Annotated in this window: 11 protein-coding genes and 1 pseudogene; 3 read left to right on the top strand and 9 right to left on the bottom strand. The window is 44.2% G+C overall.

Translation table 11 applies throughout. From position 1 onward, the window contains the following. Positions 1 to 26: 26 nt before the first annotated feature. Together HMPREF9447_RS21950 and HMPREF9447_RS21945 are read right to left on the bottom strand one after the other, a co-directional pair. The gene (locus tag HMPREF9447_RS21950) at positions 27 to 998 is read right to left on the bottom strand and encodes a FecR family protein (protein ID WP_009131984.1); all 972 of its coding nucleotides are present in this window, start codon (positions 996 to 998) and stop codon (positions 27 to 29) included. Positions 999 to 1369: 371 nt separating this feature from the next. Then, on the bottom strand, positions 1370 to 1921 hold the full coding sequence (locus HMPREF9447_RS21945; RefSeq protein WP_009131983.1) for an RNA polymerase sigma-70 factor: 552 nt from the start codon (positions 1919 to 1921) through the stop codon (positions 1370 to 1372). 175 nt (positions 1922 to 2096) lie between these two features. Here HMPREF9447_RS21945 and HMPREF9447_RS21940 point away from each other — a divergent pair. Further along, positions 2097 to 3032: pseudogene (locus tag HMPREF9447_RS21940) on the top strand (glycoside hydrolase family 43 protein); the annotation flags it as partial. Here HMPREF9447_RS21940 and HMPREF9447_RS21935 read toward each other — a convergent pair. The 4 genes from HMPREF9447_RS21935 to HMPREF9447_RS21920 form a co-directional block, all read right to left on the bottom strand. Further along, positions 3031 to 4668: a rhamnogalacturonan acetylesterase gene (locus HMPREF9447_RS21935; RefSeq protein WP_009131981.1), complete on the bottom strand. Its 1638-nt coding sequence runs from the start codon at positions 4666 to 4668 to the stop codon at positions 3031 to 3033. The pseudogene HMPREF9447_RS21940 and the gene HMPREF9447_RS21935 sit on opposite strands and share 2 nt — an antisense overlap. A gap of 109 nt (positions 4669 to 4777) precedes the next feature. Further along, on the bottom strand, positions 4778 to 5302 hold the full coding sequence (locus tag HMPREF9447_RS21930) for a hypothetical protein (RefSeq protein WP_009131980.1): 525 nt from the start codon (positions 5300 to 5302) through the stop codon (positions 4778 to 4780). Continuing rightward, positions 5299 to 6021: a hypothetical protein gene (locus HMPREF9447_RS21925; protein ID WP_044138528.1), complete on the bottom strand. Its 723-nt coding sequence runs from the start codon at positions 6019 to 6021 to the stop codon at positions 5299 to 5301. Before HMPREF9447_RS21925 ends, HMPREF9447_RS21930 begins: the two co-directional genes overlap by 4 nt. 98 nt (positions 6022 to 6119) lie before the next feature. Further along, a complete protein-coding gene (locus HMPREF9447_RS21920) occupies positions 6120 to 6728 on the bottom strand; it encodes a TetR/AcrR family transcriptional regulator (RefSeq protein ID WP_009131978.1) in 609 nt (202 codons plus the stop codon). Positions 6729 to 6901: 173 nt separating this feature from the next. On the opposite strand from HMPREF9447_RS21920, the gene HMPREF9447_RS21915 reads away from it, so the two are divergent. Next, a complete protein-coding gene (locus tag HMPREF9447_RS21915) occupies positions 6902 to 7252 on the top strand; it encodes a DUF1622 domain-containing protein (RefSeq protein ID WP_009131977.1) in 351 nt (116 codons plus the stop codon). 240 nt (positions 7253 to 7492) lie between these two features. Here HMPREF9447_RS21915 and HMPREF9447_RS21910 read toward each other — a convergent pair whose 3' ends face one another. Beyond that, positions 7493 to 8347, bottom strand: a complete 855-nt coding sequence (locus HMPREF9447_RS21910) for a 23S rRNA (adenine(2030)-N(6))-methyltransferase RlmJ (RefSeq protein ID WP_009131976.1) — start codon at positions 8345 to 8347, stop codon at positions 7493 to 7495. Positions 8348 to 8578: 231 nt separating this feature from the next. On the opposite strand from HMPREF9447_RS21910, the gene HMPREF9447_RS21905 reads away from it, so the two are divergent. Then, positions 8579 to 11806 (top strand): glycoside hydrolase family 2 protein, encoded by a 3228-nt coding sequence (locus HMPREF9447_RS21905; protein WP_009131975.1) that lies wholly within the window; start codon positions 8579 to 8581, stop codon positions 11804 to 11806. Positions 11807 to 11923: 117 nt separating this feature from the next. Here HMPREF9447_RS21905 and HMPREF9447_RS21900 read toward each other — a convergent pair whose 3' ends face one another. Then, entirely contained in the window at positions 11924 to 13987 is a 2064-nt protein-coding gene (locus HMPREF9447_RS21900; RefSeq protein WP_009131974.1) for an alginate lyase family protein, read from the bottom strand. A gap of 1 nt (position 13988) precedes the next feature. Next, the gene (locus HMPREF9447_RS21895; protein ID WP_009131973.1) at positions 13989 to 15284 is read right to left on the bottom strand and encodes an alpha-l-rhamnosidase; all 1296 of its coding nucleotides are present in this window, start codon (positions 15282 to 15284) and stop codon (positions 13989 to 13991) included. Positions 15285 to 15294 lie beyond the last annotated feature (10 nt).

Genomic DNA, 15294 nt, shown 5'->3' with positions numbered 1-15294 from the left:
TTTTTTCTTCCATAGGCTGCTGGGTTTTACGGGTTATTACTTAATTCTATTTCGTTGCCCTCCTGCCGGTAGCGGAAGCCAATCATTTCTTTCAGTACGGTTAATATCTCGTCCAGATTCTCGTTTTTCAGGAACCTGACGGTGTAGCGTTTGGAGGCGGGGATATTGACGGAGGTGGTGAACGTTACGTTGTACCGCCTTTCCAGTGTCCGGATGATTTCGGTGAAAGGTGCATGGGTGAATATTAGCTTTCCGGTGATCCAGCTATCGGTGTCATTGGCGGGGATTTCCGTAATGCTGATGTCGGAGGTGCGCTTGTCATAGGTCAGTTGTTCGTTGGGTTTCAATATCCGGGAGGTCTGGGCGGGGGAGGTGACTTCTACCTTGCCGCTTATCAGGGTGGTAGTCACTGAATTATCGTCCGCATAAGCCTTTACGTTGAATTTGGTTCCCAATACCTTGACGGAGAGCTGCGGAGTATTTACAATGAACGGGTGGGCGGCATCTTTTTTGACGGAGAAGTAGGCTTCGCCGTTGAGGTGCACGGTGCGTTGGGAGTCAGAAAACCGTTTGGGATATTTGATAACGGTTCCGGCATTCAGCCATATTTCGGAGCTGTCGGGCAGGAGGAGGTGTTTCTTTTCACCGTATGCTGCTGAAATCTCAATCAGATTATTCCGGGTGGAAGTATGGTAAAGATAGCCTCCTGCTAGGATGAATAGTGGAATGAGTACGGCTGCGATGCGGCCGATTTTTTGATGCAAGGGGAGGGGGCGCATCTTTTGATGACCGATTCTTTTATTCACCCGTTCCAAGGCAAGGTAAGTGTCCGTATCGGATTTCGCTTCTACTTCGTTCCAATAGGCGAGTGAGGCTTTCTCTTTTTCCTCCGGGTACTTGTCTTTGATAATCCATCTCTGAACCTTTTCCTCAGTTTCGGGCGAGAAACGTCCCGACAAATATTTTCGTATGATTCTAACAATAGAGTTTGCTTCCATTTTTACTGCCTTTTGGTATATATACAGTTGAGATGGGGAAAGCTCAATAAGAAAACTGATATTTTTCTCAAGAGAGGTTATTCATGAAGGTTTTGTTCATAAGTACATGGTAATGAACTCAGCTATACAATGTCTGACTGTCATCTATACTGTCATTAGGACTGAGCCTATCATCAATGCCATTGATGCCTATCATCATTGGCATTGATGATACCCATCATTGGCATTGATGGTAGGAATCATTGGCATTGATTGTACCCATCATCGGCATTGATTCTATACTCACTTCTACACTAAGCCCGTCTCTGTTCCGGACATACCCCATCAATGTCCTACTTGCATCCGTTCTCGAATGGAATACTGTCAGGATTTTATAAAAATACTACGAAGAAACATGAGATTGTTTTCCGTATCTCTTTCAAGGCAAGGCTCAACTGGCTTTCTACATTTCTTTTGGTAGTGTGTAGCCGTTCGGCTATTTCTTCATTGCTCAATCCCTCGTTCCGGCTCAATACATAAATCTTCCGTCGTTGCTCCGGCATGTTTTCCACCGTCTTGTCAATCAGCAACCCCAACTCTTTCGCTATCATATCCTCCTCGGAAGTAGAACCGTATTCCTGCCCCTGAATTGTGCTCAGATAAGCCTCCTGCACATATTTATGCTTCAAAAAGTTGATTGCCGAATTCCTTGCCATCGTATGCAGAAAAGCATCGAACGATTTGGCATTGTCTATATCCCGGTGTTTCACCCAAAGATTTACAAATAAATCTTCTGCCAACTCCTCGGCATCCGGTTCGGACTTGACGTATCCGTATATAAACGCCTTTACTTTTCCGTAATAAGCCAGAAAAACAATCTCAAATGCCTTGTGACATCCCTGTTGCAAGGCTTCAAGCGTTTTCATATCAATCTTATTACTCATGTAGGGGGCTGTTTTTGTTCTTGGTGGGAACAAAAGAAGTGATTATTTATTTTATGAAGTCCTCCTTTTCAAATAATTAACCATGTCCTTTCTATTTTAGCATTTCTCCGGGGCTTGGGTATGTCCCGGAGATATGGTATATTTGCAAAGTAAACTTTTTAATCTTGATGAACCCATGAAAAGAAGAATAACCTGCCTGGTGCTGACCCTTTGCCTGGCATTGACCGCCTTTGCCGGAAAACCCGCTTATCTTTTTTCTTACTTTATCGGTAACAGTGAAGACGGCCTGCATCTGGCCTATAGTTATGACGGCCTGACCTGGACGCCACTGAACGAGGGACGCTCTTTCCTGACTCCCGCAGTGGGGAAAGACAAACTGATGCGCGACCCCAGCATCTGCCAGTCGCCCGACGGAACCTTCCACATGGTGTGGACTTCCAGTTGGACGGACCGCATCATCGGCTATGCCTCCTCCCGCGACTTGGTTCACTGGAGCGAGCAACAAGCCATTCCCGTCATGATGCACGAACCTACCGCGCATAATTGCTGGGCACCCGAACTTTTCTACGATGAACCGTCGCAAACTTATTATATCTTCTGGGCCACCACCATCCCCGGCCGCCACAAAGAAGTGGCTACCAGTGAGAGCGAAAAGGGTTTGAACCATCGCATGTACTATGTAACAACAAAAGATTTCCGTACTTTTTCCGAAACCAAGATGTTCTTCAATCCTGATTTCAGCGTCATCGACGCCGCTATTGTGAAGGTGCCCAAGAGCGGCGAGTTGATTATGGTAGTGAAGAATGAAAACTCCAATCCGCCGGAAAAGAACCTGCGGATTACGCGTACAAGGAATATCAGGGATGGATTTCCGGTTGAAGTATCTGCTCCCATAACCGGTGATTACTGGGCGGAAGGCCCTGCCCCGCTCTATGTGGGTGATGCGCTTTACGTTTACTTCGATAAATATCGCGACCATCGTTACGGGGCGGTCCGCTCATTGGATAATGGAAAGACGTGGGAAGACGTGTCCGACCGGGTTTCTTTCCCGAAGGGAACACGTCATGGAACGGCTTTCAAAGTAGATGCCTCAGTGGTGGAGGCCTTGCTTACTTCAAGTACTTCTTCAACGGGCAATCAGTAGCCTTTATCCCTTCTGCAATACTCCGGGCATTCATGCGTGCACCCTTTAGTGAGGTGTGCGTGTGGTCGGTGTTGTAGAAAGCGGGTGTCTTCTTGGGCCCCATCTTCTGTAGTTTATCAGCCGATAGTTTATTCAAATCAATGAAGTAGGCACCGGTCATTTCTGCCGCCTCACGCGTCCACTTGCCATAACTGTTCGTATTGCGTTCAATTTCCCCATCTTTCCACTTGTTGCGGGGTGTGTGACTCAGTACGATGGGGATGGCCCCCTTTTCCTGTGCATCCATAATAAACTTGCGCAGATACCAGCCAAAGCTGTAAATCACCTGATATTTTCCTGTTTTTTCCATCAGGAAAACCTTGCTTTCGTTTCCCGAACCGTGCAGCTCGCCGCGCGCTTTGCCTACGTTGATGTCTCCTCCGTCATTATGGCCAAACTGGATAAGTACGAAATCACCGGGTTGCAGGGCATCATAAACCTTGTTCCAACGGCCTTCGTCCAGGAATGTACGTGCACTGCGTCCTGCCATGGCATGATTCTCAACAGTCACCTTTTTCAGGTTGAACTCGCCGGCTATCACGCTACCCCAGCCCCACATGCCGTCTTTATCATCATCTTTATTCTTCACCGTGCTGTCTCCGATGGTGAACACTACCGGACAACCTTCTTTCCGGCTGGCACCGGTGAGCGTGTCTTTCTCTACTGGTTTCAGATAGTTTGCCAGCTCCAGACCTGCGCACTCCCGAATACCTTCGGCGGCAGAAGCTGCGTTCACTTTAGCGCCGAAAGCACTGGTATGGATGCGGTCCAGATAGAACATATATTTCACCTTCTCTTTGCCGAATTTCTCGAACTTACGGGCGGTGATGTCGTTCAAGTCGATAAAGGGCACTTGTTGTTCTTCGGCTATTTGCTTTGCCCACAGCCCGAATGTCTTGTTGACACGCGTCACGATCGTGCTGTCTTTATCTTCCCAGGCATTGCGGGGCGTCAGTGAGAACAGGATGGGGTGGGCGCCTTTCGCTTTCACTTCCTGCACAAAACGGCGCATGTACTCGCCATAGCTATATACCGTTTCTTTTACTCCGGTTTCCTGAATGGTTACGTTCAGGCTGTCTTTGCCAATTCCGGGAATGGAGGCGCGTGCACGTCCGCTATCGTAAGGACCATTGTCGTTGTGTCCCAATTCGATAATCACCCAGTCGCCCGGGCGCACTCCTTTGATGACATCCGGCCATAGATGCTTGTAGAACGTGCGGCTGCTTGTTCCGCCCAGTGCGTGGTTTTCTACCGTTATCCGGTTCTGGTCAAAGTGGTCTCCGGCGTAATACCCCCAGCCCCATTGACCATTGTTGCCGTTGCCCAAGGTGCCGGTGCGCATGGTGGAGTTTCCTACTAAAAACAAAACCGGATTATTGCCTTTGCGGCTGGAACCGGCTATCGGACGTGCTGTCCGTGCTTTGTTCAAACTATCCAGTGTATTGTCAATTACCTGGTTGACGTCCTTCATGGGTGCAGCCACCTTGTTTTGGGCTTGCATCGGCAGACAGAATGCGAATGCAACTCCCAAAATCAAGTAGCTGCAAAATGTGTGTCTATTCATTTTTTTATTACTTTATGCTATGTTTTGTGCAAAAGTAGGCGAAATCTTACTTTCTCCGAATGGAATATTATTCATATTGATGTCTTTTTGTCCCATAGGGAGGACTTTTCTAAAGCATAACCCCTAATTTTATTGAAATTGAGTTGTGGTGGAGCTTCTCCCGGAATTCTGCCGCATAGTGGCTGTTCTCATACTTTTTCAACCGTTCCAGGTTTTGGATTTCATATCCTATGCTTAACAGAAGCGTCGTTTTACCACGCATTTTATACTGTACACCTACGGATGGATGAAAGAAGAAACCACCATTGGCATCTTCATCGGGAGCGAAAGCATATCCGATGCCGCATTGCAGATAGGGGACAAATCTTCTTGGTTTAGTCAGTTGAAATCTGGCGTCGGCGAAGAGGGGGATCAGCGCTTTCTCATAGAAAGATAATCCGGTGCCGATGCCCGCAGAGAAGCGTTCTGATAGCTTGTAGTGTCCTGCCACTTGCCAGGCGAATGGAGTGGTAGAAGGGGTATCCATAGAAATTCCCGTTCCGATGGTGGTCATGTAGGTGAAACGGTCTGTAATCTGGCCCTTCACAATGGGATTTGTCAGAAATAACAGGAGTATAAAGATAATCTTTTTCATTGTACATTTACAGTTATGCGTTTTACAATATGGAGAGCAGTAGTCAGTGCGGAGGTATCGGTTTCCAAGTCACCGGAACTACCGTCGGGACTGCTATGCCCGAGCAGAACGGCTTCAAATGCTTTCTGACCGGAGGATAAGTCCACATCTGCAGAATAAACCACCGCCGGTTGTCCGCTCCCCTCTTTACCACCCGAATAACCCGGTTCGCCCTCTTTGCTCGCCTTGGTATAGTAGTCGTTGAAATCCGTCGAATGGTTGATTTCCACTTTAATCCTGAACTGTTTCAGTTTATCGGATGGATGTAATTTTACGTCGAAACTACCACGGGGAGTTGCTCCGGATATTCCATCCGTGAGCGGCTCCTCTTTGGTTGGCAGGTAAAGTCCGTCCTTATACTGTATGCCCCGTGCATGGCACCAGTGGGGCAGGGCCTCTTTTCTTCTGTTGCCTCCTGAACTTTGCCAGGACTGGGTTGCAATTTTGTGGCTGGCATAGATGGTAGACAAGTAATTCCCTTTCATATCTTCCATCCAGATGGCAATCTGGGGCGGATTCTTTTTCTTGATTCCCAGAAATAGCGGGAAGTCGTGCGGCCATTCTTCACCTTCTTCGATGCATACTTTTACATCTCCTGCTTCATATTCAATCAGCTCTTTCTGACAGGAACAGAAAGAGAAAAGTGATAAACAAATCCATGTCATAATCATTTTCTTCATCTTTAATTCATTTGATTGTTACTATAAAATGAGTTTGTTACCAAGTGGGAACATTGCGGGCATAAGTGATCCGGATACTTATATCTGCCTTTTATGCATTACACTTGGAAAACCTTATCGATAAGAGAGTCTATTCCTTGGGTGATTTGTTCCCATCCTGAGTTATTGTTCAGAGGGATTCCGTTGTAAACCGGGCAGAATTCTTCCAGCATCACAAGGTAGGTGATGGATGCTGTTAGGACGGAGGCCAGCACTTCGAGTTCTTTTAATGGATAGCCTGTCAGTTCGCTGATTCTTTTTATACGCTGCATGCCGGCGTTTTCGCGTTGCTCCCTCAGCCTCACGATTATTTCATTGTCGGAAGAGAGTTCCCAGCGGTGCAGCCTTCGCAGAGTAGGGTTGCTGCGTAGTTGTTCTATCTGGCTTCGGAACATCTGCTTCAAGTATTCCGGCAGTTTGTCGCGTTCCGGAAGTTCTTGCGGAAAGTTAATCCAGAAATCATGCTGGCGGATATAGGTAGCCATAAGCCCTTCTACCGAACCAAAATAGCGGTATATCAATATCTTGGATACACCGGACTGGGTGGCAACGGCATTGATTCCTATTTTCTCAAATCCGTTTTCACTTATCATTTGGCCGATGGTGTCCAGTATACGCCTTTCTGTTGTTTCTCTGTCCCTTTCCGAAGTGATGTTCTTTGCTGCCATATAATTGTATGTTACTAATCGGGAACAAAGATATGTTACCGGTTGGAAACATACAAGTAAAACAGGAAATAAATTTGCTGATCGGATGTTTTTATTCTTTTGAAGGGGAAGACTGTTAGAAGTTTAAACATTTAAGTGAACCGTAATGTTATATCAATAAAAAGACAATAGACATGCTTACTACCTTCTTAAATACACTGGCAACGATAATTAGTGTGACAAGTCTTCTCATTGTCACCTACGGAGCACTAATCAGCATCATATCCTTTCTTAGCAATGAATTCAAGAGATTTACAGGCAAATATTCAACGACCAATATCCGGAGGTTGCGTGCTACCTTCGGGACTTATTTATTGTTGGGACTTGAATTCCTCATAGCATCGGATATACTAAAGACTGTATTGGAACCTACTCTGAACGAATTGGGTATTTTAGGAGGGATAGTTGTTTTGAGAACGATTCTCTCTGTCTTCCTGAATAAAGAAATTAAGGAGTTGGAGGTAGAAAGTGAGAAAGATGAATGAGGCTGATGCATTTCTTAAATATGTAGCCTGCGTTATGTTAATTGTTAACATTAGAATGTCGGGTAGTTAACGACTTCCTTAATTCTATTAAACCATGTTATAAAACTCTCCGTTTGACCCTGAAAATTTGGAGATATCCCTAAAGTCCGTATCTTTGCAATGTGTTTTTCATAGTATTAGATTTAAGGTTAACAAAGATTGGCTGTCTGGGATAGATAGCCTTTTTTTTTGCTACTATGTTTAGACTTCCCGCAATACTTCTCTATATAAACTTCCATCATAACTTTTATATTCGGCATGTTGGTAGAGATTGACTAATTTTTTGCTATAATCAAGAATCAATGTATTTGATTTCTGTGACAAGTTCGTAGCTAAAATGCCACTACCTACTATGCCCGGATTGCAGATTATTGTATCTTTCCTGATTGAATTCATTGTCAGTTCCACGCAAGTGTATTCATGGATACCTGCTTCTTTCAGTTTGTCGGCGATATATTGATTTAGATGAGTTTTGTCATCTCCGGTCATAAAACCATACCACAACAGGCATCTCATGCCTGCTTGTGTAGCTTTTACTAATATATCGAGATACGTCGTTCCGGACGTTCCTTTTTTATCAATCTCATAAGGGTCGATGTGGATAAAAGAAGATGCAGGGAGCGAGGGTAAGAGTTCCATTACTCCTGTCAGTGAATCCGAATTGCAGGTCTGGACAGCAGTATTTAGCTTCATTCTATCAGCATAGCGACTCACGTTTTCTAAAGCCTCCTTTTCTATATCAAAGAATTGATATTGCCGGGTTTGTTCTCCTAATATGTTCATGGCTAAAGCAGGGGAACCTAAATAATTCTCCTTAGCAATCTCCGGGCATTCCATTTTATAATAAGTGGAATTCTTTAGTACTTCTTCTCTATCTGCATTGTCCAGAAAGTGATAAATACCGTATTGTTGTTCCGGTGTATGTTCCATCCGGTAAATGGCGGAGGCTGAATTTGTCTCCACATAGACTGAAGGTTTTTCGTTTTGAAGAACCTCACAAAATATCAAATGTTTGAATACATCTGCTTGCTTTCCGAAATGCGTGTAAGTTGCCATATGCTTGAAGATTTATATTAAATTTGTCCGCGCTCATGGTTGTTAGTACATAGGACAAAGGTACGAAATTCAAAGAAAAAAACATCTTATCGTGTAAATAACCTGAAATATGAATGATTAATGTGTTTTTAAGTCTATATTAATTCTGTTTCGACTACCTTTTTAATGCCCTGCCGTTTACTTTGCAGACAGAACATAAATATGTCTAATACCAAATAAATAGTATTCTTAATGAAACGAAATGCAATTTTAGTATGCTTGCTGTCGGCCTTATTTACACTACCCGGAAAGGTAGTGGGGCAGAGTGCGTCAAGCGACGGGAAATTGGTGTATGATTTCGCATTTGCACCAAGTGAGGGCCTTGTGAACAAGACCGAAAAAGAGTATAGGAAAGAGATTTGCCTGAATGGGTTCTGGGATTTCCAACCTGTGGCTTTGCCGCAGGAGTATGTGCAAGGTAAAGGTGTTGCACCGGAATTGCCGCTTCCACAAGAAAATGCATGGAGCAAAACGCGCATCAAGATTCCTTCTCCATGGAATATCAACTCTTTTGCTAACAGAGACCTGGAAGGTCCCGACCATCGTAACTATCCATCTTATCCGAAAGAATGGGAACAAGTGAAAATGGCATGGATGAAGAAGAAGATAACCGTTCCTACTGATTGGGACGGACAACAGATAAAACTTTATTTTGAAGCTGTATCCGGATATACGGAAGTATATGTGAATAAAGAGAAAGTAGGTGAGAATTTTGATATCTTCCTTCCGTTTAGCGTAGACATTACGGATAAGGTGGCTGCCGGTGAAACTGCCGAAGTATGGGTGGGGGTTCGTAGCCAGTCGCTATTTGAGAACAATTCTACTATCGGTCGCCGCATTATTCCCGCAGGTTCCATGTGGGGTTATCACATTGTGGGTATCTGGCAGGATGTATATATGCTGGCTTTGCCCAAAGTACACGTGGAAGATGTATACGTGAAACCGCTTGTTTCGAAGAATATGCTCGAACTGGAAGTAACCGTACAGAATAATACGGAGAAGAAAGCTGACTTGCAGATTCAGGGTAATATTAATGAATGGCTGAATTTAGCGGGAACAGACGTGAACTCTGCTCCGGTGCCTGCCTGGGAACTGGGACAGGAAGCGCTGAAAGTGGCTCCCGTGAAAGTGGCTGTCCCTGCCAATGCTTCAACAAAGGTGGTGTTGCAGGTTCCGGTATCCGGTGAATTGAACTTCTGGACACCCGAACAACCTAATCTTTATGCCGTATTGCTTTCATTGCAGGCAAAGAAACAAACTCTGGACGTCAAATATGAGCGTTTCGGATGGCGTGAATGGACTTTGCAAGGTACTACGCAATATCTGAACGGCAAACCTTATCAGTTGAGAGGTGACTCCTGGCACTTCATGGGAATTCCGCAGATGACGCGTAGATATGCATGGGCTTGGTTTACTGCCATAAAGGGTATGAATGGAAATGCAGTTCGTCCTCATGCACAAATCTATCCCCGTTTTTATCTGGATGTAGCTGACGAAATGGGTATCTGTGTATTGAATGAAACTGCCAACTGGGCAAGTGATGGTGGCCCGAAACTGGACTCTGACCTTTTCTGGGAAGCATCCAAAGAACATCTGAGACGCTTTGTGCTCAGAGACCGCAACCATGCTTCTGTATTTGGTTGGAGTATCAGTAATGAAAATAAGCCTGTAATACTACATGTATATAACAGACCGGAATTGATGCCTCTTCAGAAAAAGGCTTGGGAAGATTGGAGGGATATTGTTCGTGCCAACGACCCTACGCGTCCCTGGATTTCTGCTGATGGTGAGGATGACGGAGACGGTATATTGCCGGTTACGGTAGGTCACTATGGTGATATGGGCTCAATGAAGCATTGGGTGGAAATCGGCAAGCCCTGGGGTATCGGCGAACATAGTATGGCTTACTACGGTACGCCGGAGCAAGTAGCCAAATATAATGGTGAAAGAGCTTATGAATCTCAACTGGGCCGTATGGAAGGACTGGCAAACGAATGTTATCATCTGCTTGCCAACCAGCGTTCTATGAATGCTTCTTACAGTACGGTCTTCAATATGGCATGGTATTCTCTGAAACCTCTGCCGCTGGGTAAGAGAGACTTAACTACGGAACCGGATATCAACCAAGATGGTATTTTCTTCACAGAATACAAAGAAGGTGTACCGGGCGTACAGCCGGAACGTGTAGGGCCTTATTGCACTACGTTCAACCCGGGATATGATCCTAACCTGCCTTTGTACGATCCGTGGCCTATGTATGATGCCATGCGTGCGGCTAATGCACCGGGACATCCGGCTTGGTCGGCTTATGCTGAGGTTGACAAAAAGCAATATGAAGCTCCTGAGGCGGCTCCTGCTGAAAAATATAAGGAAGTTATTTTCATAGGAGGAGAGGATAGTAAGTTAAAGGGCATAATGGATGCACAGGGTGTGAAGTTTGCTACTAAAGTGACTGCTCCTGCACGGATGATTTATATTGTAGACGGTACTTACACTTTGGCTGCTGCTGAAAAGAAGAGTATGCTGGCTAATATTGCCAAAGGTGCTGACGTGTGGATATGGGGCTTGACTCCTGAAACTGTAAATGCATATAATGAGATACTGCCTCTTCCGGTGGCACTGGATAACCTGAAACGTTCTTCTTACCTGCCGGTTCAGAAGTCATGGATTCGTGGATTGAATAACTCTGATTTCTATTTCTGTGAACTTCAGCGGGCAGATGCTTCGGAATATTCTTTGAAGGGTGCTTTAGTGGAAGAAGGAGATGTATTGCTGAATGCTTGTAAGACCGATTGGAGAGCTTGGAATAAGCGTCCGGAAGAAATTAAGACTGCCGGTACGGTACGAAGTGAGTATGAATGTACAGCCGCTACTCCCGTATTTGTGAAATATCAGAATAGTGCTTCCTGCTTCTATATCAGTACATTGAAGGAATTTACTAATTCAGAAAAGGGATATAATACATTGGGAATGATATTGAAGAATGCTGGAATTGACTGCCGGGAGATTGAAGTAAAATCAAATGAAGTATTCTTCTTGCGTGATAATCAACTGGTATTCCCGGCTGCTGTAAAAGATAAGTTAGTGAAAACGGCTGATGGATGGGCATTGGATATCTATGTGTTTAGTCCCCGCCCATTGGATGACTTATTGATTGAGCCTAATATGCCTAAGCTGACTTTGGTAGTGAAAGCCAAAGAATGCCAGCTTGCCATTAATGATAAGACATATGCTGCTGCCGGACAAAACAGACACGAGGCTACTTATAAAGAATTGCCTTTGTTACAAGGTTGGAATAAAGTAAGCATCAAAATCGGAGAAAGAGATAAGAATGAATTCAGTGGCAACTTCAGATGTGATAATAGAAATGAATTCCTCCCTTCGTTGAAAGTGTTGTTTGTAAATCCCGAAGCAAAATAGAAAATGGCAGGTAAATAGATTGAGGATAAAAGATAGTTTTAAATAGGTTCTTTTTCGATAAGTTCAGTGCTACAATCCAGTGCATGCGTTGGCATGACACTGGATTGTTTTTATTCACTATTCTCTACCGTTATGAAGGCTTCTGTTATCTTTGTTATTTAGTTGGATGGCTGTTTGGGCATCAATACCGCAATATCTGTTATTTTGTACGGTGTTCTGATGGATTGTAATGTCTTTACATGGGTTCATTTGCTTCTCAATGAATATTCCGTGCTCGTTGTTACCTTCAGCAAGACTGTTGTTGATGGTTATCCGGCTACTTTCTGCACATCGTATGCCTGAGAGTCCGTTACGAGCCATTTCTGAGTTGATAACTTTCACATTCTGACAGAAAGTAGCATTTATGCCGTTTCCGTAGGGGGAGGTATCGAAACGACTACTTATTATGTCACAATTTGTGATGTATGACAAATGAAGATTGTGATGGAAACCGGCACCTGGCACTACGCTGGCACCATTATCACTGAAATCACATTGGTTAATGCGAATATTCTTTCCACCAACTATGGCTACACCGTTTTTGGTGAAATTCTGTACGGTAATATTTTCAAATGTAATGTTCTGTATGCCGTCTTTCTCTTTTGATTTGAAAATGATGCCTTCCCGGCTGGGAGCGTTCATGTATGAGCGGCTACGACGGTCGTGATTGGGATCGGCATTTTCGATTACTTTAGTGGCTCCTTCTATCAGAAGGTCGCGGATAGTAACATCAGCGAGAATTTCTTCTCCATTAATGATTGCAGTTCCTATTTGTGGCGCCGGAAAGATAATGGTTTCGCGCCCCTGACCGGCAAGAAGAGTACCACTATATATCTTTAGAGGAGTCTCCAGCGTATGTACTCCTGCTTCCAAAATGATCCATTTACCGCTCTTTTGATTGGAGTCTATGGCTTTTTGTATAGATTCTCCCGGTTTTACAAAGATACTGTTGGCAGGAAGCATTTTTGATTTGCCTTTTAATGCTCCGATTACTGTCGGTTTCAGAAATTTATCGAAACCTGTATAAAGAGATGTTTTTGCCGGAGCGTTGGAAACTGGAGCTTTGGCAGCTGTCAGAAAACCTACTGATGACTTCGGACGTGTGTGTTGTTTTATTGCTTTTTCGGTGTATGGCAGTAATAGTCCTTTTGTATCCTTGTAATGCTGGTATATGGATTCGTAGATATCCCTGAATTTGTCGTTATCTCTATCTGTAAAGACTCCGAACAAGTCAATATGTTCTCCTAACATGAAACGTGCTGTATATTCGAAGCCCTGTGCCAGTCTGTCATCAGCTACACTATAAAAATCTAATCCTTGCGTGTCGGCGGTTTGTGCAGCTTTGGCAAATTCACCTATACCTAATTGTACATGTCCCCAGTCCCGGGTAGTTTCTTGGCATTGTCCGCCCGGATAGAGATAGCGGGTGATGCCGGAATTGCCTTCCCCCCAGTAGAATCTTTCTACTGCCCGGTTGAAATTTTCGTGATTATCAGTAAAAACACCGATACACATGATGGTACTAATCATGGATGCATCCCAGTTACCATTAGCTTCGGTGAAGAAGTCTTTGATAGTGGGATAAAGGACTGTAAGGACCATTTGTGTGAATTGTTGCAGGTCTTTGGATGCCCAGCCGGAATCGGTATGTTTCAGAATTTCAGCAGCATTGAGATAGTAATATCCGAATAGACCTACATTCAGCTTGGCATTGTTTGCATCGAATCCCCGGAGAACATAGCTCCACGCATTCAAGATTTCAATGGCTTTACGCGCATAGGCTTTGTCTTTGGTTATATACCACATTAATGCATGGTTATAGGCTGTTTCTGCACTCTCGGAAAACTCACGTCCGCCTATACTGTTTGCTCCATAGGGACCTACTGATATTTCAGCAAATGGTTTGGGGATAAAATCTAAAGAGGTATTTTTCTTTAAATTATCAAAAGCGGTTTTCCAGGGTTGTATACCTTTTACTACCATTTCGCGCATGTAGTCAAGGTCCTGTTTGCTTTGTGCCATGCCCGGATGCACGAAAGCCTTGGTTAGAAACCCAGGATTGGAGTTCTTTTCTGGTTGGGCTGCTATGCTGTGTACTAAGGTACACATTATGCATATTAATAAGAATATTCTTTTTCTCATGTTATTTCTTGTTATTCACTTCTAATACATATACTGGTTGAGGGGTAAACTCAACAGTTTTCTCTCCATCCCCCTGTCTTGTATGTTGCACAAAAAGATGGAGAAGTCGTTTCTGTTTCCATAATTCTGTATCATGCGATGGCTCCCAAGCATCTACCGAAAAATCTGTCAGGTCAGTATAGGTCCACTTCCCGCTTTCTATCGCTGTTGTATGTGCCATAGATACTCGGCTTTCCCGTTCTGCATCACGGAAGATATAAAAGATTTCACCATCTTCTACTACAATACGTGGGCGGGCAATAGGAATCATTTTGGTACCGGCACCTTTTAGGGAGAAAGGCGTATGACGGTTTGAAACCTGACAAGTGTGCCATATCTTCCCGTCATGCCATACAACACGATATTGCGGAACTTTACTATCCGGATCACGCCAGTAAGTGGCAATGTATGGGTTACCGTTTGCGTCGGCGCTCATACTGGTCTGGTTTATTAATTCTGAATTTTGAGGAATGAGGCAGGCATATTCTGCATTCTTATAACAGATTGGTAAATCGTATTTCTGTCCATTCGCCCTATACCATGTCACACCATTATCATAAGAACGGGCATAACAGAGATCGTGATTTGTTTCCACCTGTCCTGTTTCACGCCATACCCAAGATACATGGATAGTACCTTGCTTATCTACATAGAGTTGCCAGTAAGCGTTCCGTTCATTCTCACCGTCTATCAGGATATCTTGTACTCTATCCCACTTTTTTTCTTTTACAGAGTAACGGTTCATTACCAGATTCCCCCGGCCGGAAGAACCGGAACGGTAAACAAATAACAGATCACCTCCATTTAGTGAATAAAATTCCGGATAAGTTACGTTTCCTTCATCTACACCGGTCATTGGTTCTTTATCTCCAAGTTCCAGTGTGTGTGGAGCTGTGCTGCGGCAATAGTTTAGCTTGTGTCCGTGATGGTCGAATGACAAATGTAAATAACCGTCCCCATCCAGCATCATACTGATACCATTATGGGCGTCCTTTACATTCCCTTTATATTGTGTACGTTGTAGTGTCCATTTGTCAACATTTAGCTTACGCTTACCCAATATCAGATAACCATCTGCATCATAATAACAAATGTATTGCTCATCGCCTTGTGTCACAAGTGAATTATTTCTGAAGACGGTCGTGTTGACTGATGTCTGGCTATATCCTTCTCCTACTTTCACAAGTCGGGACTGTTGCGCCTGAAGTGCGGAAGCTGTCAAGAGAATTAGGAAAAAAAGAAAAATGTGTCTATTCATGATCTTTTTG

The organism is Bacteroides oleiciplenus YIT 12058 (genome assembly GCF_000315485.1).
Lineage (GTDB): Bacteria > Bacteroidota > Bacteroidia > Bacteroidales > Bacteroidaceae > Bacteroides > Bacteroides oleiciplenus.
Note: the sequence above shows the minus strand (reverse complement) of the source record. Positions and strands in the feature narration are given on the sequence as shown.